Origin of the sequence: Paenibacillus cymbidii (genome assembly GCF_004764705.1) — a bacterium.
GTDB lineage: Bacteria > Bacillota > Bacilli > Paenibacillales > NBRC-103111 > Paenibacillus_AN > Paenibacillus_AN cymbidii.
This window is the reverse complement of the sequence record NZ_SHLX01000003.1, coordinates 336,967-360,829: the sequence shown is the minus strand read 5'-3', so window position 1 is coordinate 360,829 and position 23,863 is coordinate 336,967. Positions and strand designations below refer to the sequence as shown.

The window sequence follows — 23,863 nt, the reverse complement described above, 5'->3', positions numbered from 1 at the left end:
CAATCCTATAGGCTACGGCAAAAAAACCTCGCATGACGAGGCGCGCTGTCGATTACGCGATCGATTGGCGTGTTCTTCTCCGCTCTATTCCGATGACAATACGCGGCGAACCTGCTCGCAGCGTTCGGCAAACCGGTCGTCGCTCAGCACCGGCGTGCGCGGCGCCGACTCGTCGACTCCTTGCAGTCCGATCCATGACTTGCAGCCGGCGTAGTCCGGCTTGATCCGGATCCGCTGCGGCTCTGCCAGCTTGTAAACCCGAAGCAAAATGACGTGAAGCGGCTTCGTTCGTTTCCACCGGAGCCGTTCGCTGGCGAACGTATCGTTCCAGACGTGAAAATCGCGCAGCTTCTCCAGTTCCTCCTGGCTCGACACTTCCCAATCGCAGACCGCTTCGGCGAAGCAGGTCACGTCGACTTCCTGCCCGTCCGGCGACCAGTTCGCCATCGACCGGTCCACCAGCGCTTGCCACGGCTCCTTGAACAGCTCTTTCTTCTGGTGCTCGTACGTTGGATACAAGAAGAACGAGTGGCTTTGCAGCTCGAAATCCCGCGTTTCCTCAATGATGCCGCCTTTGCGCATGATGAGGATCTGTTCTCCCGTTTCCAGCGCCTGAATGGCCGCCGCCCATTCCTTCAAAGCGATGCTTTCCTTGCTCACGTTCCGCCGCCTCCGTTTCCTGGCTTCATTATAGAGGCGGAAGGCGGTTGTTTTCAACCGATCCGGCACTGGGCAAACATTGGCTTGCATATAAAGGGGAGCATCATTTCATCCTAAAATCGTTCTCCACCATTCCAAGCGAGGTGATTGCAATCATGCGAGAAGGACTAGTCCCCGCCGTACTCGGCACGGCCGTTACGGCAACGGGAGCCGCGTTCCGCGGAAAATACCCGATGGCGGCAACGGCCGCAATCGGCTTCGGCGTCGCCCACATCGTGCTGGGCGCCATCGATTTGGCCCAGCACCGGCACCAGCATCGGTACGGACACCGGCAAGACCACGTCTAACGACCGCCGCGGCATACGACGGGCGCCGTCTTCAGCCGATTCGCGGCCGGCAGCATGCCGATCGCCGAATCGTTTCTCGAGACGGCGCCTGCGCCGTACGGCGTTTAGGGGTTAGCGGAAGTCAACCGGGCCAGCTGCTTCTCGTTCACTTGCATCGGGTTCGGATGGTGAACGGCCGCCGGATGCAGGCTGCTTCCGCCCTCGCCGCCGCCGCGATTGACCACCTGGAATACATACAACACGAGCACGATGCAAACCGCCGCATACAACACTTTGAACCACGTCCGCCATGCATTTGCCATCGTCCGTCCCCTCCGTTCGCACTGCAGCCTCTTCGCTGCTTCTCCCTACACTTTACCCTCCGATTGTTAACGTAAAACGAAAGGAATGTGGAGTTCTTGTAAATTTGCCGCAAATAGCGGGCTCCCGTCCGCCGCTATTCCATGCCGCGTTCTTTTGGCTTATACTAGGGGGTAGATTTCCGAAAAGCGGCGCCGGACGTCAGCGCCCATATGCAGGAGGTATCCCATGTCTCACTATCATCCCTTGTCCGAGGAGCAGGCCATTCGTTATGCGCAAGCGTTGCCGGGCCTTTTTCCGGACGGCTCGGAACTTGTCTCGCATGAAATCGGGGACGGCAATCTCAATTTGGTGTTTCATATTACGGACCGCACGAGCGGACGAAGCGTCATCATGAAGCAGGCGCTGCCTTACGCCAAAGTTGTCGGCGAGTCGTGGCCGCTCACGCTCGATCGCGCCCGCATCGAAAGCGAAGCGCTGCGCACCCAGTCTTCGTTCTGCCCGGATCTGGTCCCGACCGTATATAACTACGACCCCGATCTCGCACTGACCGTCATGGAAGATTTGAGCGACCACGTCATCATGCGCAAAGGATTGATCGGCGGTACGGAATACCCGCTGTTCGCCGGCCATATCGGCCGTTTTCTGGCGCAGACGCTGTTCGGCACGTCCGACCTCGGCATGAACCAGCAGGAGAAGAAGCTGCTCGTCGGCCGTTTCCTCAATCCGGAGCTGTGCAAAATTACGGAGGACCTCATTTTCGATCATCCGTACCGCAACGCCGATACGAACGATTTCGACGAAGCGATTCGGCCCGATGCGGAAGCGCTGTGGACCGACGGCGAGCTGCATCTGGAAGTGGCGCTGCTGCGGGAGAAATTTCTTACCCAGGCGCAGGCGCTGCTTCATGGCGACTTGCACACGGGGAGTATCTTCGTGACGCCGGTTTCGACCAAGGTCATCGACCCGGAATTCGCCTATTTCGGCCCGATGGGCTTCGATATCGGCGCCGTCATCGCCAACCTGCTGCTGAGTTACGTCAGCCAGGACGGCTGGATTCAAGACGCCGGCCATCGCCGCGACTACCGCGAGTTCTTGCTGCACACCGTGCGCGACGTGTGGACGACGTTTGCCCGCGAGTTTGCGGCGCTGTGGGACGAGAAGGCAATCGATCCGCTGGCGGCGGCACCCGGCTACAAGGAACACTATCTCGCGCAAGTGCTGAAAGATTCCATCGGTTTCGCCGGCTGCAAAATGGTGCGCCGCATCGTCGGCCTGGCTCATGTCGCCGACATCCGCACGATTCCGGACGCCGACGTGCGCGCCCGGGCGGAGCGGAACGCGCTGGCCGTCGGCAAAGCGCTTATCAAGCGGGGACGCCATGCGGTTTCGATCGACGACGCGATCGAAGCGGCGAAGGTGTTCGTATGAGCGGGCAAACGGGCGTCGACGCACGTATAGGCGCGCCGCAGGAAGCGCTGCAGTCCGTTCGCTGGAACGGCGACCACCTGGAAATGCTCGACCAGCGGCTGCTGCCGGAGGAGATCGTATACCTGCGGCTGACGACGGCCGAAGACGTCTGGGACGGCATTCGCGCGCTGAAGGTGCGCGGGGCGCCGGCGATCGGCATTTCCGCCGCCTTCGGCGTATATTTGGGCATTCGCGGCTGCGGCGCCGGCGAGGAAGCGGCCAGTCCGGCGGGACTCGCCGCCGAAACGGAGCGGGTCGCCGCTTATTTGGCTACGTCGCGGCCGACGGCCGTCAATTTATTCTGGGCGCTCGACCGGATGAAAGCGCGGGCGCATGAATTGGCCGCGGCCGGCGGCAATCTGGAAGCGATGAAGCTGGCGCTGCTCGAAGAAGCGAAGCTGATCCAGGCGGAGGACGAAACGACGTGCCGGCTGATCGGCGAACATGCGCTGACGCTGTTCGAAAGCGGCATGGGCGTGCTGACGCACTGCAATGCCGGCGGCCTCGCCACAGCGAAGTACGGCACGGCGCTGGCGCCGTTCTACGTTGCGCAGGAGCAAGGCATCGCGCTGAAAGTGTTCGCCGACGAAACGCGGCCGGTGCTGCAAGGCGCGCGGCTGACCGCGTTCGAGCTGCAGCAGGCCGGCGTCGACGTGACGCTCATCTGCGACAACATGGCGGCGATGGTGATGGCCAAAGGCTGGGTGCAAGCCGTCATCGTCGGCACTGACCGGGTCGCCGCCAACGGCGACGTCGCCAACAAGATCGGCACGTACGGCGTCGCCGTGCTGGCCAAGGCGCACGGCATCCCGTTCTACGTGGCGTGCCCGCTGTCGACGATCGACCTGGACACGCCGACCGGCGCGGAAATTCCGATCGAGGAGCGGCACGAGGACGAAGTGACGCAAGGGTTCGGCAAACGGACGGCGCCGCGCGGCGTCAAAGTGTACAACCCGGCGTTCGACGTGACGCCGCACGAATACGTCACGGCCATCATCACCGAAAAAGGCATCGTTCGCGCGCCGTACACCGACAGTTTGGCCGCGTTGTTCGCGTAACGCAGGCACAAACACAAAGCAAAGGCTCCCGCCGGGACTGTTCCCGGGGGAGCCTTTGCTTTGTTGCCAGTTGCGAGAGGGCCGTGCCCCTCAACCGAAATAGCCCATGAAAAATGGCTTATTCCCGCCAAACCGTCCACTGATCCAAAAATAACCGGTGAAAACACTGGCTATTGCAGACCAAACCGTTCACAATCGAACGTTTTCGTCGAATAGCCAGCGAAATTACTGGCTATTTCGTTGCGACGGGCCGTTCTTAGCGGAATAGCCAATATAACATGGCCTATTCCGAGCCCCGGCGCAGAAGCGTTCGTCCGGTAAGCGCCGCGACTCGCCCCCTACTCGCCGTATTCGACGCGCAGCGCCGAAACGGCCCGCTCCGCCTGTTCGCGAGCCTGCTCGACGCTGTCCGCCGTGCTGAGCGCCACCGCCATTCGCCGCCCATGGCGCGTCTCCGGCTTGCCGAAGATGCGCACTTGCGTATACGGCACAGCCAGCGCCTCTTGGATGCCGGCGATCCGGTAATCGCTGCGCTGCTCCCACGCCTTCAACGTCCGCGTCGCGCCCGGCGACACCTGGCGGATCGCAGGAATCGGCAAGCCGAGCACCGCGCGCACATGCAGCGCAAACTCGGACAAGTCCTGGCTGACGAGCGTCACCAGCCCGGTATCGTGCGGACGCGGCGACACCTCGCTGAAATAAACCGTGTCCTTGCCGAGGAACAGCTCCACGCCGTAAATGCCGTACCCGCCCAGCGCGTCGGTGACCGTGCGCGCGATGCGCTGCGACTCCGCGATCTGCGCTTCGCTCATATGATGCGGCTGCCATGACTCGATGTAATCGCCGTCCTTCTGCACGTGCCCGATCGGCGCGCAGAACGTCGTGCCCGATACGGATCGCACCGTCAGCAGCGTAATTTCCGACTCGAACGAAATGAACGCTTCGGCGATCACCCGCCCCTTGTTCGCGCGCCCTCCTTCCATCGCATACGCCCAACAAGCGTCGATGTCGGCTTCCGTCCGGCAGACGCTTTGCCCTTTGCCTGAGGAACTCATGATCGGCTTGATCACACAAGGCAATCCTACCTCGGCAATGGCCTGCCGCAGCTCGTCCAAACTGTCGGCGAACGCATACTTCGCGGTCGGCAGCCCAAGCGTTTCCGCCGCCAGCCGGCGGATGCCCTCGCGATCCATCGTCAGACGCGACGCGTTCGCCGTCGGAATGACGCGGAAGCCTTCCCGCTCCAGCTTCACGAGCTCATCCGTGGCGATCGCCTCGATCTCCGGCACGATCCAGTCGGGCCGCTCCGTCTCGATTACCTCGCGCAGCGCGGCCGCATCCAGCATGTCGATGACATGCGAGCGATGCGCCACCTGCATGGCCGGTGCGTTCGCATACCGGTCGACCGCAATCGTTTCGATGCCGAGACGCTGCGCCTCGATAATGACTTCTTTGCCGAGCTCGCCGGATCCGAGCAGCATCATTTTGCGGGCACGCGGCGATAAAGGCGCTCCGTACAACCAAACCAACTCCCTTTGGACATTTATGTTCATATTTTGAACGGCAACAATCGAAAAAGCAAGCGTTTTGTCGCACGATGCCGAATGCCTCCCGCTTGCCGACATTCAAGCAAGAGGCACGAATCGACGGGCGTTGCCCGGCTTTTTCTCCCGCCGCCATTTGTAGTATCATGATCAAGAGGATGTGCGTAAAGCGCGCCTTAAGCGAACAAAGCGAGGAATGAATCATGACGCCCGCATCGAAACGACCGCGCAAGCCGTTTACCTTTGCCGCCATGGCGGAAAAAAGCGACGCGCTGGACCGGCTCGACATGAAGTTCCGCTGGGGACATTTTGGCGTTCGCGTATTGCGCTGCCACCTGACGGCGTTTACGCCCGGCAAAATCATCTCGTTCCACAAACATTCCGATTACGAATTCCATTTCATCCCGCGCGGCAAAGGCGTCGTCATTCTCGACGACACGCCTTATCCGCTGGAAGACGGGCTGTTTTATTTGACCGGGCCTGGCGTCGTGCACTACCAGGAAGCGGACGAGCGCGATCCGATGCAGGAATTGTGCCTGCATGTCGATATCGTGCCCATCGTCCGGCAGCCGGCTGCCGGCAGCCAAACCGATGAGGAAGGCGACTGGGGCGACGGCTGGGAAAATGCCGAAGCCGAGCAATGCATTCGCTTGCTCGAGCAGTTCCCGCTGCGGCCGCTGGCCGACAACCGCAACGCCATGCCGTGGTTCTTGTCCGCTTATCGCGCGTGCGTCGAAAATCAGCCGGGCTCGTACGCCACGATCAAGCAGGCGGTGACGCAAATATTGCTGCGGGCGGCGTTCGCCGCTTCCGAGCTGCCGTCGCCAATCGCTGTGCCTTCCCGCGACATCAGCGCCTATCGGTTCCAACTGGCGGCGCAGTTCATCCGCGACAACTACGCCGGCCCGATCACGCTCGACAGCGTCGCCGAGTCGATTCCGATAAGCGGCCGCCAGCTGCAGCGCATATTTCACGAGACGGGGAACGGCTCGTTCGGCGACTACGTCGAGCAAGTAAGGCTCGACCAGGTGGTGTGGCATTTGCTCAACAGCGAGGACACCATCGAACAAATCGCCGAACGGCACGGTTTTTCCAGCAGCAACTATTTGTATCACGTGTTCAAGAAGCGGCTCGGCATGACGCCGGGGCAATACAAATCGCTGCACCTGCAGCGGCTGCTCTGATCCGCGCGCTGCCGCCTGCGGTTCAGGCGAACATCAGCGAAACGGCATCGCTGCCTTTCATGCCCACCCGGATGCCGCGCTCCTCGGCGGCGAAAGTAACGGATTCCAGCGGCGCGTCAAGCAGCTGCTCGAGCGTTTGCACCCCGACCGCCCGCCCTGCCACAATGCCGCGGTCTTTCAACCGGTCGTTGAGCAGCTTGACGTCAAGCGCCCCGCACATAATATAGCCGATGTCGGTCGCCACGGCCAGCAGCGTCGTTTTTGGAAGCTTGACTTCGATCCCGAGCGCGGTTCGTCCCGCCAATTCGATCGGTACCAAACGCATCATCGCCACGCATCTCCTTTTTTTGCATGATAAGGGTCTGAAAAGTCAACTTTATGAACACTAGCTTATAGGGTCATTTATATGTGGCGGGAAGACGGATGTGCGGGCACAGGGGCAGATGCGGAAGATGCAGAAAAGGCATCGGTTTTATTGCGGCTGCTGGGCATATCGTGCTATACTCATGTCGAATCGGATGGAAAATTTAAGACGAAAGTTGCAGGACGTGATAACAATGGAAACCGACAACCGTGCACGAATCGGCTATCTGTTTACGGTCGACGTCCTCATTGAAGATACGGACAACGCGGCCGCTCTGCAGACGCTGCTGCAGATGCTTCGCTCCCCCAAGCTGAAGGACGTCAAAATTCAGAAAGGCATGGAGCTCGGCAGCCTGATCGACGCGATTATGCAGGACAAGGACACCAAGAAGCGCGAGCTTGCCAAGTCGGACCTGGAACAAGCGAAAGCCGATTGGAAGAAGCCCGCCCCGGACAAAAAGGCGCCAGAGGCCAAACGGGCGGAAACCAAACCGGCCGACGGCAAAAAGGACATCATCCATCTCATCGAGCAATACAAAACGAACAACACGCTCATCCGCCTCTCGATCGTCAAAGGCAAAGGCATCAAGCTGAGCATTCCCGGCCGGATCGTCAATTTTGACGAAAAGCAGCAGATTGTGACGATTTACCACGTAGACGAAAAAAAAGTATACCAGTTCGTACTGAACGAAATCGACGACCTCGTCGTCCATTGAACAGCAACACGGCGCCGACAAGCAAATCGAGTTCTTCGGAATAAACGACCGCGATCAGGCGGTCGTTTTTTATGCGCGAGGCTCCATTCGGAACGTTCCTCTCGCACACCCTCACATTTCAACAAAAATAACCAGCGTTTTCACTGGCTATTTCGGCGCTGACCTCATTATTAGGCAAAATAGGCAATAAAACATCGTTTATTTCGCCCGCTCGTCGCACGAATAAAGCCCGCTCTTCCGTTACGGAAGAAGCGGGCTTTTCTGTGTGCCGGCGGCCAGCAGCTTCGCCAGCTCGTCCGCCGGCAGCGGCGGGCTGTACCAGTAGCCCTGCACCAGGTGGCAACCGTTGCGGTGCAAATAGCGCAGCTGGTCTTCGGTTTCCACTCCTTCGGCAACGACGTCGAGCCGCAGGTGGTGCGCCATGGCGATAATCGCCGCCACGATTGCGGCATCGCCCGGATCGGTCATGATGTCGCGCACGAAGGAACGGTCGATCTTCAGCTTGTCGATCGGGAATTTCTTCAAATAGCTCAGCGAGCTGTAGCCGGTGCCGAAATCGTCGACGCTGATCGTGAGACCGAGTTGTTTCAGCTCCTGCAGCCTGCCGGCGGCATAGTCGACGTCCATCGTCATGCTTTCCGTAATTTCCAGCTCCAGATAAGCCGGATCGAGGCCGGTCGATTCGAGAATGCGGGCGATGTTGTCGCGAAGCTTGAGCTGCAGAAACTGCCGCACCGACAAGTTGACCGACACGGGAATGGCCGGGAAACCGGCAAGCTGCCACGACTTGCCCAGCGCGCACGCCTCGCGCAGCACCCATTCGCCGATATCGACGATGAAGCCGTTCTCCTCGGCAATCGGAATGAATGCCGCCGGCGAAATAAGCCCCCGTTCGGGGTGCAGCCAGCGGACAAGCGCCTCCGCGCCAACGATCGCACCGCTGCGCACATCGATTTGCGGCTGAAAGTAGAGCCGGAACTGGCCTTCCTGCAAGGCGCGCCGCAGTTCGCTTTCCAGCTTGAGCCGGCGGATCGACATCGACTTGAGCGCGGACGAAAACAGTTGGAAGTTGTTGCGCCCCTTTTCCTTCGCCTTGGACAAAGCGATGTCGGCATTTTTCATCAGCCCGTCGGCATCTTCCGGTTCGTTCGGCGAACTGTACGCAATGCCGATGCTCGACGTGACATGCAGCTGGTGCTCGCCGATGGAGAACGGCTCCTCCAGACTGCCGATAATCGTTTCCGCCGCAGCCGCGATGTCGTCAGCCGCCATATTGGCGTAGAAGAACGTAAATTCGTCCCCTTCCGTATGGGCAAGAAAATCGTGCTCGCCGATGCAGTGCGTGAACCGTTCCGCGATATGCATCAGCAGCATGTCTCCGTACTCGTAGCCGAAGCCGTCGTTCACCAGCTTGAACCGGTCGATGTCGAGGAACAGCACGGCAACGCCGGTGCCCGCCGTTCGGGCCGCCTGCAGCGCATCCGACAGTTTCTCCTTGAACAGCCGGCGGTTGGGCAGACCCGTCAAATCGTCATAATACGCCATATGGCGGATATGCTGCTCCGTTCGCTTGCGTTTGGTCATATCCTGCAAAATGGCAAAGTAGCCGGCCCACTTGTCGCCGCGTCGATACGGCACAAGGGTGGCGTCCACATCGACGCGGTAGCCGATCCGGTGCCGCAGCGTCAGCTCCAGACGACGCGACTCCAGACCGAGCGGGGCGCCGTCGTCCGGCAGCCGCTCCGCCCTTTCCCCTTCTTGCAGCAGTTCGGCGATGGTGAGCTCGCGCAGTTCCTCTTCGCCGTAGCCAAGAAGCGTGCGAACCGCCTCGTTGGCCCGCTGCCATCTGCCGTCGCGATCCAAGATGCCGATGGCGATCGGGTTGTGCGCGAACAAGGAGTGAAACATCGTTTCCGGTGAAACGTTCGCGCTCGCCGCACCCGCCGTGCCGGCCCGATCGGAACGGGCGCGTGCGACCAGGCGCCGAAACAGATGGTTCCGGTTGGATTCGATAGTCATCCCTATCCTTTTCCTTTCCCGGCGCGTCTCCCAAAAAATGGCGAACACGTCAATCCGTTCTGCATTATTCGACAGTCATCCATCATTTTCCTGCCGAAAATTCGCAAACGATGTCGAAATTTAGCGTAAATTGCTCGGCCACAGCACATAACCGTCGCGATCTCGTTCCGCCCCAATCCGTTTCAGCAGCGGCGCGGCGTCCGACTCGGCGGCATGAGTCCCGTTCCACTTGGCTACCGTCAACTTGCGCAAACCGCGTTGCCGCAACATCTCGCGGAACAGACCGCGCAAGCCGTCCTCCAGCGAATCGGGCTCTGCTCCGTCTGCCATTGTTACGATGTGCTTGCCGTACTGCTCGATCCAAAGCAGCCACTTGCCGCCCCGCAGCACGATATAATGGCCCGGCTTGCGGGCAAACGACGCGCCGCTTACCTTCGGCCATTCGAGCGACAAGCCGTACGGATTGGCCGGGTCGACCGCGGACAATACGACGAATTCGTCGCCTCCTCCCGCGGGCAGAGGCGCACGCAGCCGGGCGACGGCGTCGGACGAAGCGAATTGCAGCCCGCCGGCGCCTTCCACGAACAGTCCGCGGGCGGCCATGCCCCATTCCTCCAGCCGCTTGTACACGCCGACAAGCGTATCCCACGAATACGGGCTGACAAGCGCCGCCGCTTCCTTCGTCACTACCGCTTGCTGCCGCAGCAAGTGCCGCGCCCAGGCCAGCGCTTCCTGCGCGCCGCTCTCCTCTTCCGCCGGCGGCAGCTCGACCGCGTACCAGCGGCCGAGGCCGGAGCGGAACTCCGCCGTTTGCCGTTTGGGCGCGGCGGCGGCGCGCAGCGGCGCAAACCGGTCGTTGGCGACGCGGCCTTCCCAGACAAGCGTCAGCAGCGCTTCCAGCACAACGGACGGCGGCGCCCCATATTCGCGGCTGAGCGCCGACAGGAAGCTTGGGCCTTTAGCCTGAAGCAGCGCCAGCAAGTCGGCATGCCGCGTCGGCGGCTTCGCCTGCCGCAAATACGGGAGGATCAGCCGATCGTCCTCGGTGCGGAAAAAAGCGATTCGCCCCTCCTTTTCGTCCTCCTCCTTGCGTCCGAGCCAGCGCAGCTCGCCGGAGGAAACAAGCTCGTCCAGCTCCTCCTTGCGATAGCGGGGCAGCCGGCCCGGCAGCAGCAGCGTTTCCCAATGCGACAGGGGCAGGAACACGCCCTGCAGCAGGTCCAGCGCCTGCAGCAGCGCGCTTTCGCTGCCGCCGTCCGCGGCGGCTTCGCCGCTGGCCGCCGCGCCGATCCGGTGCAGCCGCGCCAGCTCGGCGCAGAAGCGTTCCGCTTCCACCGGCGCCAGCCGGCGGCGGAAGCTTTGCAAGCTCAGCCGGACGATGCGGGAGGCGACTGCCGCGCTCGTCCACAGGTCCGTTTCGTCCGCCTCGGCAAACGGCGCCCGTTCGATCGCCGCCCGTTCCGCCCAGCCGGTGATCACGCCGTCCACCTGGGCGGCAGTCAACCCGTAGCGCGCGCGCAGCTCGGCCGGCGAAAACGACAGCCGGTGATCGATATGGCGCTTCAGCACGAATTCGGCCGATTCGCTGCGCCGCTCCAGCGTATCGTAAGTCTCCCGCTCGTCGCGGCTGATGAAGCGCGTTTCGCCGCCGATCGTGCGGCGGTCGACCTTGCCTGCGGCTTCGAGCCGCGCGAGCCATTCGGCCGGCTGCCCGCCTGCTTCGTCACCGGCGCCGTCGCCAGAGCCGGGCTCCGGCCTGCCGCACAGCGCGATCAGCTCCGCCTCCGTCAAGTCGCCGCGCTCCTTCAGCAGCCGCAGCAGCGCGTCCGGCGAATCGGCGCCGCGCCCTTCACCCTGCTCCAGCCGCTTCCGCTCGGCGGCGACAATGTCCGGCGCCATCGTCTCGCGCGCCTGCGCTTCGCCGAACCATTCCGCCGCCAGCTTGCGGCTGACGCCGGCGAGCTGCGCCTGCACATCGGCGGCGAAACCGTCCGCCTCATACAGCGCCGTGCTGACGAAGTCGAAGAAGAATTGGCTGGCGAACGGCGACGGGTACAGCGTCGCGCGCTCCGCCACTTCGATGTCGCCCGCCGCCACGGCGGCGAGCAGCGCGTCAAGCCCTTCCGCATCAAGCTGCTCGCGCAAGCATTCCTCCAGCGCTTCGCGCACATAAGGGAACTGCTCGGCGAACGGCAGCGCCGCCCGCATCAGCTCCTCGCCGCGATGGCGCAGCAGCCAGGCGGGCGCACGCTTGAAGCTGCGCGCCAGCAGCAGGGACGTTTCGGCGAGACGGCGGAATGTCGCCGCGAACTGCGCCGACGCCGGCAGCGCCGCAAGCAGCAGCTCGCGCACGGAGGCGCGGTCCAGCAGGCGCAGCGGGTCGCTCCAGACGTCGCGGCCGAGGCCGTCGCCAGGCGGCACGATCAGCTCGATCCCGTTGTCGCGTGCGTTCGCATAGACGCGGCCCGCCGTCGTGCGCGCCGCCAGCGTCTGCAGCGCCAGCAGCAGGGTGCGGTTCAGCCGGCGGCCGAACAGGCTGTGGATGACGATGTGGCGTTTGCCCGTTTCGTCGCTGAACCGTTCGACGACGATGCGTTTGTCCGTCGGCAGCGGGCATACGGCAGCCTGCGCGCGCACGAAGCCGAGCAGCGCCTCCGCGGCGTCCGCATCGAAGAAGCATTCGCCGGTCAGCAGCGCGATCGCCCCCTGCTCCTCCGCCGCTCCGCCCGCGATCGCAGCGCCCAGCCGGGCGAACAGCTTGCCGGTTTCTTCGCCGAGCTGCACCGAACGGCCCAGCGTATCCGCCTTCCAGAACGGGATTTCGCTGAACGTATTGGCGGCGGGAGTAACGTACAGCCGGTCCGGCTTGATGTCGCGAATCATCCATGAGCTGGCGCCGAGCTGCACCACGTCGCCAACGCCGCTTTCGTGCACGAACTCCTCGTCCAGTTCGCCGATATGCTGCCGCGTTTCGGCATGGTGCACCGGGTAGGACGACGACTGCGGGATCGTGCCGACGCCCGTCAGCGCCGCCATCGACGTATTGGCGCGGTGCCGCAGCACGTTCGTCTCGCGGTCCCACTCGATCAGCGGCCGCACGAACGGGTAGTAGCCGGCGAGCACCTGCAGCGCCGCCTCCAGCTTCTCCCGCGGGTAGCCGCGATAACATTCGCTGCGCGTCAGCACGCGGTGCATCCGCCCGATCTCCCAATCGTCCGCGGCGACCATCGCCACGATGTGCTGGGAGACGACGTCCAGGCTGCCGTGCGGCACGCGGATCGGCTCGATGTCGCGGGCGGCGATGCGCCGTGCCAGCACCGCCGCTTCGGCGAGTTCGCCGCGGCTGCGCGCGACGATGGCGCCGCGGCTGACGCCGCCGACGCCATGGCCGGCGCGGCCGATGCGCTGGATGCCGGCCGCCGCCTGCTTCGGCGAGTCGATCTGGATGACGAGATCGACGTGGCCGATATCGATGCCAAGCTCCAGCGACGCCGTGGCGACGACGCAGCGCAGCTCGCCGTCCTTCAGCCGCCGCTCGACTTCAAGCCGGCGCTCGCGAGAGACGCTGCCGTGATGCGCCAGCGCAATTTCGCCGCCGACGTGGTCGTTCAGCCGCAGCGTCAGCCGTTCGCTCAGTCGGCGGTTGTTGACAAACACGAGCGTCGTCCGGCTGCCTTCCATCAGTGCCAGCAGCCGCTCGACCAGCGCCGTCCACACCTTCTCTTTGTCCGCAGCCGAACGCTTTACGTGCCGGGGCATCGTCACCTGCAGCGCAAATGTTTTGTCCATCGCGGAATTGACAATGGTCACCGGCCGCTCCCGCAGCGAGCCGCCGGCATCGTGCTCCCAGCCGCCGAGGTAACGGGCGACCCGCTCCAGCGGCTTCTGCGTCGCCGATACGCCGATGCGCTGCAGCGGCCGGCCCGTCAGCTCCGTCAGGCGCTCCAGCGACAGCGACAGATGCACGCCGCGCTTGTCCGCCGCCAGGCTGTGAATTTCGTCGACGATGACGTACTCCGTCGTCTGCAGCATATCGCGCCCTTTGCGCGAGCCAAGCAACAAATAAAGCGACTCCGGCGTCGTCACCAGCACGTCGGGCGGCGACTTCAGCATCGAGGCTCGCGTCGCCTGCGTCGTGTCGCCCGTGCGCACGGCGATGCGGATTTCCGGCCAAACGCCTGCTTCCACCTCTTCCCGTTCCGCCCGTTCGCGTATTTGCGCCGCGAAGCGGAACAGATGGCCGTGGATATCGTTATTCAGCGCCTTCAGCGGCGTTACGTACAAGATGCGAACGCCGCCGGTCCAGGCGGGTCCGGCCGCCCGCTTGGCGACCATCACCCGGTCGAGGCACGGCAGCAGCGCGGCGATCGTTTTGCCCGAGCCGGTAGGAGCGGCGATCAGCGTGCTGCTGCCGGCCTGGATCTGCCGCCAGGCTTGTATTTGCACATCGGTAGGCGCGCCGAACACATCGGCAAACCAGGCCGCCGTAGCGGGAGCAAACGCGCGAAGCCGGCTGTTGTCCATCAGGCATCCCTTCCTTCTGCCACCATTCTACCAAACGCGCCGGCGAAAAGGTAAGCCAGCGCCGCTTTCGCCGCCGATACGGCGCAAATGAACGTGTTTCATCAGCGCGTGTGTCCGCATGATGCCGTTGCGATCGAACTGGCGCCGCCGCTCCTGTACCTGGCGGTGTCATGGCTTCGCCGCAAACGGCGAAGAAGCGCTCCGGAAGGGAACGCTTCTTCGGGTGCCGACGCGCGGCAAGCAATAGCTTCAGCGCAGCTTGTACGCGGCAACGGCGAGCGTCGCCCAGCCGGCAAGAAACGCCACTCCGCCGAGCGGCGTAATCGCGCCAAGCCACTTGAGGTCGGTCAACGCCAGCACATACAAGCTGCCGGAGAACAGCACGATGCCGGCGAGCAGCAGCCGGCCCGCCCACTTCACGGCGGAGGCGGAACGCAGCTTGTCCGCGACAAGCGCCACGGCCAGCAGGCCAAGCGCATGATACATATGGTATTGTACGCCGGTTTTGTATACGTCAAGCATCTCTTCGTCCAATCGGTCCTTCAAGCCGTGCGCGCCGAAAGCGCCAAGCGCCACGGCGAGCAGCGCATTGACGGTTCCCGCCAGCAGAAACGTCCGCATCAGCGGCCGCGAATGGTCGTTCGTCATCGCTTTCCACTCCTTTATAATGGCTTCTGCTCATCATACCATATCGAAGCGACGAATCGGAGCGCCCGCCCGATTGCTTTTGTGATCGTTACGTGTCATAATTTTATCCAAATGACCCCATCGACCGAGGTGATTCCTATGGAACAACAACGGCAAGAACCGCCTTCCGAATCGTTGCCTCCGGTGCCTTCGATGTCGCCGGTAACCGAATCGGAGCCGGAAACGCCGGGCCGGCGCAAGCATTCCGGGCCAGGCATCGTTTCCTTCATCCTGTCGCTCCTGATGGTTGTGCTGTTCATCGGCATTATCGTCGCGTTCGCCGCCAAGGCGAGCGATGCCATTGACGAGCTCGGGCAAGTGGACATCGAGAGGCTGCAAAACGAAACTTCATTCGTGTTTTACGGCATGGGCATGCTCGGCGCCGTCGTCGGCAACATCGTCGGGCTTGTGCTCGGCATCATCGGTCTGGCGCAGAAAAACCGCAACAAGGTGTTCGCCGTCCTCGGCACCGTGTTCAACGGCGGCGTTGTGCTGCTGCTGCTCCTGATGGTTTTCATCGGCTTCCTTGGCGCCAGCGCCGTCTGATCGAAGCGAGCCCGTCGTTATGGGTCCGGCCCGTCCGGTTCCGGCAACAACGGGCTCGTTTTCTCCCCGATTTCCCCGCACATACTGCCCCCTGCCGTGAATATAAATAGTAACAAGCTTCTTTTTCCGCGATTCCGCATTTCTTCTTTCCGCATGTTCCAGGCCCGGCGCTTCGTCGCAAGCCCAGCAGCATGTCATTCAATCGGAGGTGTTTCACTTGGCTGAGCCATTGTTCACCGTTTCGAAGGACGACTGGTCGCTGCACCGCAAAGGCTATCAGGACCAGACCCGCCATCAGCAAAAGGTGCGCGAAGCGATCAAACAAAATTTGCCCGATCTCGTTACCGACGAAAGCATCATCATGTCGGACGGCAAACAAATCATCAAAGTGCCGATCAAAAGCCTCGATGAATACCGGTTCCGCTACAATTACAACAAATCGAAGCATATCGGGCAGGGCGACGGCGACAGCCAGGTGGGCGACGTAATCGGCATCGATCCCGCCACCTCCGCCGGTCCCGGCAAGGGCGAAGGCGCGGGCAATCAGCCCGGCGAAGACTACTACGAAGCGGACGTCAGGCTCGAGGAGCTGGAGGAGATGCTGTTCGAGCAGCTTGAGCTGCCGAACCTGCAGGACAAAGACAAAAAATTGATGGAAACCGACCACCTCGTATTTAACGATATCCGCAAAAAAGGCATTTTGTCCAACCTCGACAAAAAACGGACGATCCTCGAAAATTTGCGGCGCAACGCCGGCTCCGGTTCGCCGGGCATTCACGGCATTTCGCCCGACGACCTGCGGTTCAAAACGTGGGAGGAAGTGCAAAAGCCGCACTCGAATGCGGTCATTTTGGCGATGATGGACACGTCGGGCTCGATGGGCAGCTTCGAAAAGTATGTCGCGCGCAGCTTTTTTTTCTGGATGACCCGCTTCCTGCGCAGCAAATACGAAAAAGTGGAAATCGTCTTCATCGCCCACCACACGGAAGCGAAGGAAGTGACGGAGGAAGACTTCTTCACGCGCGGCGAAAGCGGCGGCACGATTTGCTCTTCGGCTTACCAGAAGGCGCTGGACATTATCGAACACCGGTTTTCGCCGCAGGACTATAACATTTACCCGTTCCATTTCTCCGACGGCGACAATTTGACCTCCGACAACGAGCGCTGCGTCAAGCTGATCGAACGGCTGATCCACAGCTGCAATATGTTCGGCTACGGCGAAGTGAACCAATACAACCGCAGCAGCACGCTGATGTCGGCCTATCGCCATATTGGCAATCCGAAATTTCTGCACTACATCATCCGCGAAAAAAGCGAAGTGTACAAAGCGCTGCGCACATTCTTCAAACCGGCGGCCATTGCGCCGGTGTAAAGCGCGGGGCAACAAAACAGCCAGGTCAAACGCGCGGCCCTTGCGCGTCTGGCCTGGCTGTTTGCCGCTTACAGCGTCAACCGCTTGAAGCAGCGCACTTGCTCGGTGATGGCGATTTCGGTCGGCAGCCGCTCCACGCTCGAAGCGCCGAAGAAACCGGCGACTCCCTTCGTCCGCGACAGCACATATGCCGCATCTTCCGGCTCCGATATCGGCCCGCCGTGACAAATGACAAGGATGTCGGGATTGACCGCCTTGCCCGCGTCATGGATGCGCTGCACAAGGTCGACCGACTCATCCAGCGTTAGCGCCGTCGATGCGCCAATCGTGCCCTTCGTCGTCAGCCCGACATGGGCGACGAGCACGTCGGCTCCGGCTTCCGCCATTTTGCGCGCGTCCTCTTCGTTGAATACGTAAGGCGTCGTCAGCAAGTCGAGCTCATGCGCCTTGCGGATCATCTCCACCTCGAGGTCGTAGCCCATGCCGGTTTCCTCGAGGTTTTGGCGGAAAACGCCGTCGCACAGGCCAACTGTCGGGAAGTTCTGCACCCCGGCGAAACCCATTTCCTTCAGCTGCTTCAAATACACCTCCATTACGCGAAACGGGTCGGTGCCGCAAACGCCGGCCAACACCGGCGTCGATTTGACGATCGGCAGCACCTCGCCGCCCATGTCGACCACGATCTGATTCGCATCGCCGTAAGGCATAAGGCCCGCAAGCGATCCGCGCCCGGCCATCCGGTAGCGGCCCGAGTTGTAAATGATGATCAAATCGACGCCGCCGGCTTCCGCGCATTTGGCCGAAAGCCCGGTGCCGGCACCGGCGCCGAGCAGCGCGCGCCCTGCAGCCACCTGCGCGCGCAAACGGGCCATCAATTCCTGTCTTGTCGCTTTCATGCTTCGTCTCGTTCCTTTCCGCGCTTATTTCTTCTGCAGCAGTTTCAGCAGTTGTTCGGCAATCGTTAGCGAAACGGCGGGATCGTTGATGTCGCCATCCATGTCGAGCAGCGGAATGTCCGCCCGCAGCACGCTGCGAATGCCGGCGTACAGCGCCTGCCGCTGCTCTGCGCCGTCGAATGCTTGCCCGGCGCGGTCAAGCAGCGACACACCGCCGTGCGGGAACACGACGACCAGCGGCCCCGTCGCCGCATTCAGCTTCCCGGCGAGCGTGCGGCCAAGCGCCGCGTTCTCTTCCGTCGTCGTCCGCATCAGCGTCGTCGTCGGGTTGTGCTGGTAAAACGTACGATCCGCGAACCGGGCGGGCACCGTGTCGCGCGGCCCGAAGTTGACCATGTCCAGCGCGCCTACGGAAACGACTTGCGGAATGCCCGCCTGGACGGCCGCCTCGAGCCGGTTCGGGCCAGCGCTGAAGATGCCGCCGACAAGCTCGTCGGCAAGCTCCGTCGTCGTAACATCGGCGACGCCTTTGATGAAGCCGGCGCGAATCAGTTCCTCCATCGCCTGCCCGCCCGTGCCGGTGGCGTGGAATACGAGCGTGTCGTAGCCTTGCGCCTCCAGCGTTTCGCGCACGCGCGTCACGCAAGGCGTCGTCACGCCGAACATCGTCATGCCGATCGTCACTTTGTCGTCAGCCTCTTCCGCTTCCGCGAGACGCCCCTGGATCATGCCGCCGAGCGCATATGCGGCGTTGCTCAGGATGCGGCGCGACAGCTTGTTTATGCCGGCGATGTCGACGACCGAATACATCATCACAATATCCTTGACGCCGACGTACGGACGTGTATTGCCCGACGCCACCGTCGACACAAGCACCTTCGGCATGCCGACCGGCGCCGCCTGCATCGCCGCCGCGCCGACCGTTGTGCCGGCGGTGCCGCCCATACCGAACAAACCGCCAACGAACCCTTCAGCCAGCAGCCGCTCGACGACAACGGCAGCGCCGCGCGTCATCGCCGCAACCGCGCCGCCGCGATCGTTCTGCGCGCGCAGCGCGTCCAGGCTGGTACCCGCTGCCGCTGCGACCTCCGCGGCCGTAACGTCGGGCGCGAATAAAGGCTCGCTGAGCACGCCGGTATCGACGGTAAATACCTCTACGCCCATCCTCCGGATCGTATCCGCGACAAACTGAAATTCGGCGCCTTTCGTATCCAGCGCCCCGATCAATACCGCTTTCGCCGCCACTTCGATCGCTCCTTCACGTCAAGCTCAGGTGGCAAGCCCCACTCCGTCCGCACGCGGTCATCCGGCAGCCGCCGACCGCTCTCTCTCGATGCGATGCCGCTTATTCGCCAATCGTCTGCCGGTCCGGCGACGAATACACGATAATCATCCGGCACGGCTCCCAGCTGGTCGTCGTCGCATTATGCGGCACGCCGCGCGGAATGCGCAGCATCATGCCCGGCGTCAGATGAAACGACTCGTCGCCGAGCGTATGGTCGCATTCGCCCGACAGCACAAAAATGTACTCCTCGCAATTCGGATGAATGTGGCGCGGATTCGAAACGCCGGCATTGATGTACACGGAGCCGAACGTCATTTCGCAATCCGGGTCGATGTCCTTGCCGCACAGCCATTGGATTTTGCCCCAGTCCATTTCGCGGATATTGGCCGGGTTCTGCTCATTGAGATTGCCGATGGTAGCCATAAGTTCGTTGGGTCCCTCCGTCTTCGGGTATGTCGGCTCCGTGCGCCGCACGACTGCGGCGCAGCCGGCCGGAATTTACATAGTTAATTGTAATTCAACTATGTTGAATTTTCAACAAAGAAATAGACTCTTCTCCGCCTGCCGGCTTGCGAAAGAGTCCTCTTGTCCTGGGGCTACTTGGCGAACACGCCCAAATATTTGACTTCGTCCGTAACCGGCGTCAGCGAGTGCACTTCAACCGAATCGAAATACAGGCTGTCGCCGGCGCGCAGCGTATATTCGACATCGCCGACTTTATAGCGCATTTCTCCTTCGAGAATATAAATGAACTCCTCGCCGGCGTGCGTATACGCATTCCCTTGCGGCTCGTCCTTATGCGCCACGAACAAGTACGGCTGCATCAGCTTCTCGCTGCGCTCGACTGCAAAAGCAAAAAACGAGTAGCCTTTGTCGGTTTTCACCAGATTGTCCCGCCGCTGCTCCGCCTTCACCATAATCGTGCCCGATTGCATCCGGTCGTTAAGCAGCGCCGCCACCTTCGTGCCAAGCGCATCGGCGATTTTTTCCAGCGTGGCGATCGGGGGCACCGTTTTGCCGTTTTCGATTTTGGAGAGCAAGCTTTTCGTAAAGCCGCAAGCGGCGGCAATTTCGGTCAAGCTGCGGTTCTGGTCCGTGCGCAGCTTCTTGATTTTCGTTCCGAGCTCCACTTTGTTCCCCCCTTCGCTCCCGAATGTTTGGGCTTGTACCGGTTGATTCAACACTGTTTATCATAGGGACGTTCGCCGGAATCGTCAAGCGCGGCAGCGAATCGAGAATGCGGTCGATCTCCGCCAGCACGAGCGTAAGACATTTCGTTTGCTCATCCTCGGCCGCCTCCTGAAGCAAAGCCGTCTCCAGCGCGCTCGCCGCCGTCCACAGCGACTTGGCGCACAAGTTGCCCGTCACGTCCTTCAGCGTGTGCGCCGAACGCCGGGCCGCCGGCACCCATTGGCCACAACCGCTGCAAGCTGCTCCTCGTCGATCGGCTTGGTCAGGATATCGTTCATGCCGATTTCGTAGCAAATGCTATGGTCGTCCTTGACGACGTTGGCCGTGTACGCCACAATCGGCACATGACGGTAGCGGACGCTGGCATATGCAAATCCATCACGATCAGCTCCCAGTCGCGCTGCGGCAGCAGCTCAAGCGCGTGTATGCCGTCTTCCGCCAGGGTCATGCGAAAGCCCATCCTCTGCAAATGGTCGGTTATGATTAGCCGGTTGATTTCGTTGTCTTCTGCCACAAGAACATGGCCGCAAGCCCGGGAACTCGCTCCTCGAAGGCGGCGGCTTCCGCTTCCGCAACAGCGAGCCGGGATGGCTCATGCAGCGCCAACGCCTGCAGCGCGCGCTGCAGGTCGATGCGGCTGACCGGTTTGACGAGCACTGCGTCCGCTCTCGTCCGCTCCGGCAGCTTGAGCATTTCCACGCGACCGTAAACCGTGCAATCGGCGTGCACATGACGAACCTGCGCAAGAAGATCGAGCTTGTCCCGAAAGAACCGAAGCACATCAAAACGGTGTGGGGCGTCGGCTACAAGTTTATGCCCTGAGCGCCGCGGCACTCATACTTTTCTAACGGAAAGCTAGGGGAAAAGGACGTACTTGGAAATAAGCCATTTATTATGGCCTATCTCCGCCAAAATGGTTGGCGGCAACGAAATAGCCAGTGTTATCACTGGCTATTTCGCTAAAATGTTCGATTTGGGGGCGGTTTGGACCAAATAGCCAGCGATTTCACTGGTCATTGTTGATGCAGCGTGGAAAAGAGGGCAAATAAGCCATTTTTCGCGGCCTATTTCAATCCGGCGCCGGACGCTGGACCCGCGCCACTACATAAACTTGCGATTCATCTTTTTGCCGTCGTAGCTGAACATTACCGTCTTGTCTTCCACCGTCGTTTGCAAATGGACAGGTTTGTTCCACAGTTGCTGTACGTACGGCAGCGTGCGTTCGATGTACTTCAAGTCAAGCTCGACGCCTTCGAACGCATGCCCCAGCAGCAGCTCCCCGTTGCGCTCGAAGTCGCCGTCTTCCACAACGATGTAGGGGAAGCCGCCGTTAACGCGGGAATACACGAGCTGATCGCGCACCTGTTCCCACGCTTTTTCGGTGATCGTCCATTCGCTGCCTTTTTTCTCGAACACATACAGATCCAAATCCTCGACCAGCTTCTTAGTCAAATAATTGCGCAGAAACGAAACATCGGAATCGAACTCGCGCACCTCGAACAGTTTGGCCCGGCCGTCACCGTGGGTTGCGCCTTCCATGCCGTCCCACCGCTTCTCGATGTCCTCGAATATTTTCAGCCCGAGATAATACGGATTGAGGCTTTGCCGCGAAGGCTGCACAACCGCCGAGTTGAGCTTGGAAAACTCGATCGTCTCCTCTTCGGTCAGCTCCAGCTCGCGCAGAATGCGCACATGCCAGTAAGAGGCCCAGCCTTCGTTCATGATTTTCGTTTCGATTTGCGGCCAGAAGTACAACATCTCCTCGCGCAGCATCGTCAGGATGTCGCGCTGCCATTCCTCCAGGTGGTCCGCGTACTCCTCGATGAAGTACATCAAATCTTTCTCCGGCTTTGCCGGAAACCGTTTGGAGGCCGCGTCGTCGTCTGCCGCCGTTTCCGTTTCCGCACCGATGTCCCACAAATCTTCGTAGCCGGTTTTGCGCGCCGTTGCTTGTTCCTCGTCCGCTTCGACGCGCGCCCGTTTGCCTGCGCCGCCGCCTTGCCGGTACGGCTTGAACAGGCTCGGATCGACATGCTCCTGGATCGCCAGCACGGCGTCGAGAAATTTTTCGATCGTTTCCGTGCCGTGCTCGAGCTCGTAGCGGCGGATGCGTTCGGCTGTCGCCGACATGCTTTCGACCATGTCGCGGTTCGTGCGCGAGAAACGGACGTTGTTTTTGAAAAAATCGCAGTGCGCCAGCACATGCGCCACAATCAGCTTGTTCTGGATGAGCGAGTTGCCTTCGAGCAGGAAGGCGTAGCACGGGTTGGAGTTGATGACAAGCTCGTAAATTTTGCTCAGACCGAAGTCGTATTGGGTCTTCATTCGGTGAAAGTTTTTTCCAAACGACCAGTGACTGAAGCGCGTCGGCATGCCGTACGCCCCGAACGTGTAGATGATGTCCGAAGGGCAAATTTCGTATCGCATCGGGTAATAGTCAAGCCCGAAGCCGCTGGCAATTTCGTTGATTTCGGCTATGGCGCGTTCAAGCTGGGCCATGTCGTCGTGATTCATGCGCTTTCCCCCCGCAAGGTCATGGTCGGTAACGTTCATACCATGTATATGCAGGGAGAAGCGGCATGTATGCGGCGAATTCCGTACGGCAAGATGAGAAGGGATTACCTCAGTCGCAATTCCTGCACTTGTTCCGGCGCCAATCCGGTCGCTCGCGCGATCATGGCATCGTCCATCCCCATGCCGATCAAATTGCGTGCTACCTCGCGTTTGCCTTCGCGTTTGCCCTCCCGTTTCCCTTCTCTCTTACCTTCCTGCTTGCCTTCTCGCTTGATATCGTTCAGCACTTTTTCCAGCCCCATGATCGACCCTCCATTTCCTTGATGCCGCAGGATGTTCGCCATATCCTTGCTTTCGGGGACCTTGCCGGCGATCATCCTGGCGATCCACGCCAGAAACGGCTGCCGTTTCTGCTCCGGCATGTCGCGAATTGTCCCCATGAGCTTGCGCAGCCGATCCAGCAGTTGCTCCCTGTCTTGCGTTTGATCGAGCAGAAAGACCGCTCCGATCGTATTGGCAAGCGCAAGCAGCTCTTCCTCCGTATAACGGCACACATCGATCAAAATATAGCTAAAATCGACGATCTGTCCGCCGAACAGACGCTCCCCGGCAATCATTTGCCGAAAGCTCGTGCTTGCCGTCCAACGTCTTCGTCCGTTGTAAAGCACGATCGGCACAATCGCCGGCAGCCGGTAGCGGCTCCGCCCGATCTTTCGCATGTCGGCGTCTTTAAGCAAATACCGCCATATTTCCACGATGTACAACAGCAACCGGTAAGGCATGAGGAAATCGACACGCGACTGCAACTCCATCAGCAGGAAAAATACGACCTCCTGTCCGTTCAGCTTGACCCGGTACACGAGATCCGCTTCTTTGCGTTTGAAGTCGGACAACACGAACGAATGCGGTATTTCCTCGATTCCCGCCGCATCGACGTCATTCACCCAGCCTTTGCGGACAAACGAGCGAAGCAGCTCGACAAACAGCTGCTTGCTCGACAGCAAAAATCGAAACGACGTATCGTGCCGTTGGTGAATGCCGGCCTCATCGCCTGTTGCTCCGGGTGTATTCCCCCTTGTTCCGTCCGCCAAAATGGAAGCCTCCCGTTGATTGGATTATACCATACGCCACCACAAACCGGACGGCAAACAAAAACGCCGTCCGCCCCCAAAAAGGGAACGGACGGC

At 61.0% G+C, this 23,863-nt stretch carries 23 protein-coding genes and 1 pseudogene; 8 read left to right on the top strand and 16 right to left on the bottom strand.

Annotated elements, in window-relative coordinates; all coding sequences use genetic code 11:
• Positions 1 to 84 precede the first annotated feature (84 nt).
• Positions 85 to 660 carry a DUF1802 family protein gene (locus tag EXY20_RS06845; RefSeq protein ID WP_235885388.1) on the bottom strand — a complete coding sequence of 192 codons (576 nt, stop codon included), beginning with the start codon at positions 658 to 660 and terminating at the stop codon, positions 85 to 87.
• Positions 661 to 815: 155 nt separating this feature from the next.
• Here EXY20_RS06845 and EXY20_RS06840 point away from each other — a divergent pair, with 155 nt between their 5' ends.
• Positions 816 to 1,007, top strand: a complete 192-nt coding sequence (locus EXY20_RS06840; protein ID WP_135549017.1) for an asparagine synthase — start codon at positions 816 to 818, stop codon at positions 1,005 to 1,007.
• A gap of 104 nt (positions 1,008 to 1,111) precedes the next feature.
• Here EXY20_RS06840 and EXY20_RS06835 read toward each other — a convergent pair whose 3' ends face one another.
• Entirely contained in the window at positions 1,112 to 1,309 is a 198-nt protein-coding gene (locus EXY20_RS06835; protein ID WP_135549015.1) for a hypothetical protein, read from the bottom strand.
• A 226-nt stretch (positions 1,310 to 1,535) separates the two neighbouring features.
• On the opposite strand from EXY20_RS06835, the gene mtnK reads away from it, so the two are divergent.
• Both mtnK and mtnA read left to right on the top strand, forming a co-directional pair.
• Complete coding sequence (mtnK, locus tag EXY20_RS06830; RefSeq protein ID WP_135549013.1) at positions 1,536 to 2,738, top strand: S-methyl-5-thioribose kinase; 1,203 nt, start codon at positions 1,536 to 1,538, stop codon at positions 2,736 to 2,738.
• The gene (gene mtnA, locus EXY20_RS06825; protein ID WP_135549011.1) at positions 2,735 to 3,835 is read left to right on the top strand and encodes an S-methyl-5-thioribose-1-phosphate isomerase; all 1,101 of its coding nucleotides are present in this window, start codon (positions 2,735 to 2,737) and stop codon (positions 3,833 to 3,835) included. The genes mtnK and mtnA overlap by 4 nt, the downstream gene beginning before the upstream one ends.
• Positions 3,836 to 4,173: 338 nt before the next feature.
• Here the strand turns inward: mtnA and purT are convergent, their stop codons facing one another.
• Positions 4,174 to 5,355: a formate-dependent phosphoribosylglycinamide formyltransferase gene (gene purT, locus EXY20_RS06820; RefSeq protein WP_135549009.1), complete on the bottom strand. Its 1,182-nt coding sequence runs from the start codon at positions 5,353 to 5,355 to the stop codon at positions 4,174 to 4,176.
• A gap of 227 nt (positions 5,356 to 5,582) precedes the next feature.
• Between purT and EXY20_RS06815 the strand changes: the two genes are divergently transcribed.
• A complete protein-coding gene (locus EXY20_RS06815) occupies positions 5,583 to 6,563 on the top strand; it encodes an AraC family transcriptional regulator (RefSeq protein ID WP_135549007.1) in 981 nt (326 codons plus the stop codon).
• Positions 6,564 to 6,585: 22 nt separating this feature from the next.
• On the opposite strand, the gene EXY20_RS06810 is transcribed toward EXY20_RS06815, so the two are convergent.
• Positions 6,586 to 6,891, bottom strand: a complete 306-nt coding sequence (locus EXY20_RS06810) for a YunC family protein (RefSeq protein ID WP_135549005.1) — start codon at positions 6,889 to 6,891, stop codon at positions 6,586 to 6,588.
• Positions 6,892 to 7,120: 229 nt separating this feature from the next.
• Between EXY20_RS06810 and EXY20_RS06805 the strand changes: the two genes are divergently transcribed.
• On the top strand, positions 7,121 to 7,642 hold the full coding sequence (locus tag EXY20_RS06805; protein WP_135549003.1) for a hypothetical protein: 522 nt from the start codon (positions 7,121 to 7,123) through the stop codon (positions 7,640 to 7,642).
• Between the two features lie 240 nt (positions 7,643 to 7,882).
• Here EXY20_RS06805 and EXY20_RS06800 read toward each other — a convergent pair whose 3' ends face one another.
• The 3 genes from EXY20_RS06800 to EXY20_RS06790 form a co-directional block, all read right to left on the bottom strand.
• Positions 7,883 to 9,661, bottom strand: coding sequence for a putative bifunctional diguanylate cyclase/phosphodiesterase (locus tag EXY20_RS06800; protein ID WP_135549002.1), 1,779 nt, complete (start codon positions 9,659 to 9,661; stop codon positions 7,883 to 7,885).
• 120 nt (positions 9,662 to 9,781) lie between these two features.
• On the bottom strand, positions 9,782 to 14,185 hold the full coding sequence (locus tag EXY20_RS06795; RefSeq protein ID WP_135549000.1) for a DEAD/DEAH box helicase: 4,404 nt from the start codon (positions 14,183 to 14,185) through the stop codon (positions 9,782 to 9,784).
• A gap of 249 nt (positions 14,186 to 14,434) precedes the next feature.
• Positions 14,435 to 14,806, bottom strand: a complete 372-nt coding sequence (locus tag EXY20_RS06790; RefSeq protein ID WP_135549141.1) for a DUF423 domain-containing protein — start codon at positions 14,804 to 14,806, stop codon at positions 14,435 to 14,437.
• A gap of 165 nt (positions 14,807 to 14,971) precedes the next feature.
• Here EXY20_RS06790 and EXY20_RS06785 point away from each other — a divergent pair, with 165 nt between their 5' ends.
• Together EXY20_RS06785 and yhbH are read left to right on the top strand one after the other, a co-directional pair.
• Positions 14,972 to 15,418 carry a hypothetical protein gene (locus EXY20_RS06785; RefSeq protein WP_135548998.1) on the top strand — a complete coding sequence of 149 codons (447 nt, stop codon included), beginning with the start codon at positions 14,972 to 14,974 and terminating at the stop codon, positions 15,416 to 15,418.
• 217 nt (positions 15,419 to 15,635) lie between these two features.
• Positions 15,636 to 16,790, top strand: coding sequence for a sporulation protein YhbH (yhbH, locus tag EXY20_RS06780; RefSeq protein ID WP_135548996.1), 1,155 nt, complete (start codon positions 15,636 to 15,638; stop codon positions 16,788 to 16,790).
• 68 nt (positions 16,791 to 16,858) lie between these two features.
• On the opposite strand, the gene EXY20_RS06775 is transcribed toward yhbH, so the two are convergent.
• The 7 genes from EXY20_RS06775 to EXY20_RS39740 form a co-directional block, all read right to left on the bottom strand.
• Positions 16,859 to 17,686: a phosphoenolpyruvate hydrolase family protein gene (locus EXY20_RS06775; RefSeq protein WP_135548994.1), complete on the bottom strand. Its 828-nt coding sequence runs from the start codon at positions 17,684 to 17,686 to the stop codon at positions 16,859 to 16,861.
• A 24-nt stretch (positions 17,687 to 17,710) separates the two neighbouring features.
• Positions 17,711 to 18,931 carry a Tm-1-like ATP-binding domain-containing protein gene (locus EXY20_RS06770; RefSeq protein WP_135548992.1) on the bottom strand — a complete coding sequence of 407 codons (1,221 nt, stop codon included), beginning with the start codon at positions 18,929 to 18,931 and terminating at the stop codon, positions 17,711 to 17,713.
• Positions 18,932 to 19,031: 100 nt separating this feature from the next.
• Positions 19,032 to 19,394, bottom strand: a complete 363-nt coding sequence (locus EXY20_RS06765) for a cupin domain-containing protein (protein WP_135548990.1) — start codon at positions 19,392 to 19,394, stop codon at positions 19,032 to 19,034.
• A 173-nt stretch (positions 19,395 to 19,567) separates the two neighbouring features.
• Entirely contained in the window at positions 19,568 to 20,101 is a 534-nt protein-coding gene (locus EXY20_RS06760) for a helix-turn-helix domain-containing protein (RefSeq protein WP_135548988.1), read from the bottom strand.
• 243 nt (positions 20,102 to 20,344) lie between these two features.
• A complete protein-coding gene (locus EXY20_RS06755; RefSeq protein WP_167859006.1) occupies positions 20,345 to 20,497 on the bottom strand; it encodes a response regulator in 153 nt (50 codons plus the stop codon).
• Entirely contained in the window at positions 20,437 to 20,622 is a 186-nt protein-coding gene (locus tag EXY20_RS40575) for a hypothetical protein (RefSeq protein WP_407944896.1), read from the bottom strand. Before EXY20_RS40575 ends, EXY20_RS06755 begins: the two co-directional genes overlap by 61 nt.
• Positions 20,623 to 20,645: 23 nt before the next feature.
• Positions 20,646 to 20,891: a hypothetical protein gene (locus EXY20_RS39740; RefSeq protein WP_235885401.1), complete on the bottom strand. Its 246-nt coding sequence runs from the start codon at positions 20,889 to 20,891 to the stop codon at positions 20,646 to 20,648.
• On the opposite strand from EXY20_RS39740, the pseudogene EXY20_RS39735 reads away from it, so the two are divergent.
• Positions 20,874 to 20,984 (top strand): annotated as a pseudogene (locus tag EXY20_RS39735) (winged helix-turn-helix domain-containing protein); the annotation flags it as partial. The gene EXY20_RS39740 and the pseudogene EXY20_RS39735 overlap by 18 nt on opposite strands.
• Positions 20,985 to 21,263: 279 nt before the next feature.
• Here EXY20_RS39735 and EXY20_RS06740 read toward each other — a convergent pair.
• Together EXY20_RS06740 and EXY20_RS06735 are read right to left on the bottom strand one after the other, a co-directional pair.
• On the bottom strand, positions 21,264 to 22,676 hold the full coding sequence (locus EXY20_RS06740) for a SpoVR family protein (RefSeq protein WP_135548982.1): 1,413 nt from the start codon (positions 22,674 to 22,676) through the stop codon (positions 21,264 to 21,266).
• A 104-nt stretch (positions 22,677 to 22,780) separates the two neighbouring features.
• The gene (locus EXY20_RS06735) at positions 22,781 to 23,767 is read right to left on the bottom strand and encodes an Rpn family recombination-promoting nuclease/putative transposase (protein WP_235885387.1); all 987 of its coding nucleotides are present in this window, start codon (positions 23,765 to 23,767) and stop codon (positions 22,781 to 22,783) included.
• Between the last annotated feature and the right edge of the window lie 96 nt (positions 23,768 to 23,863).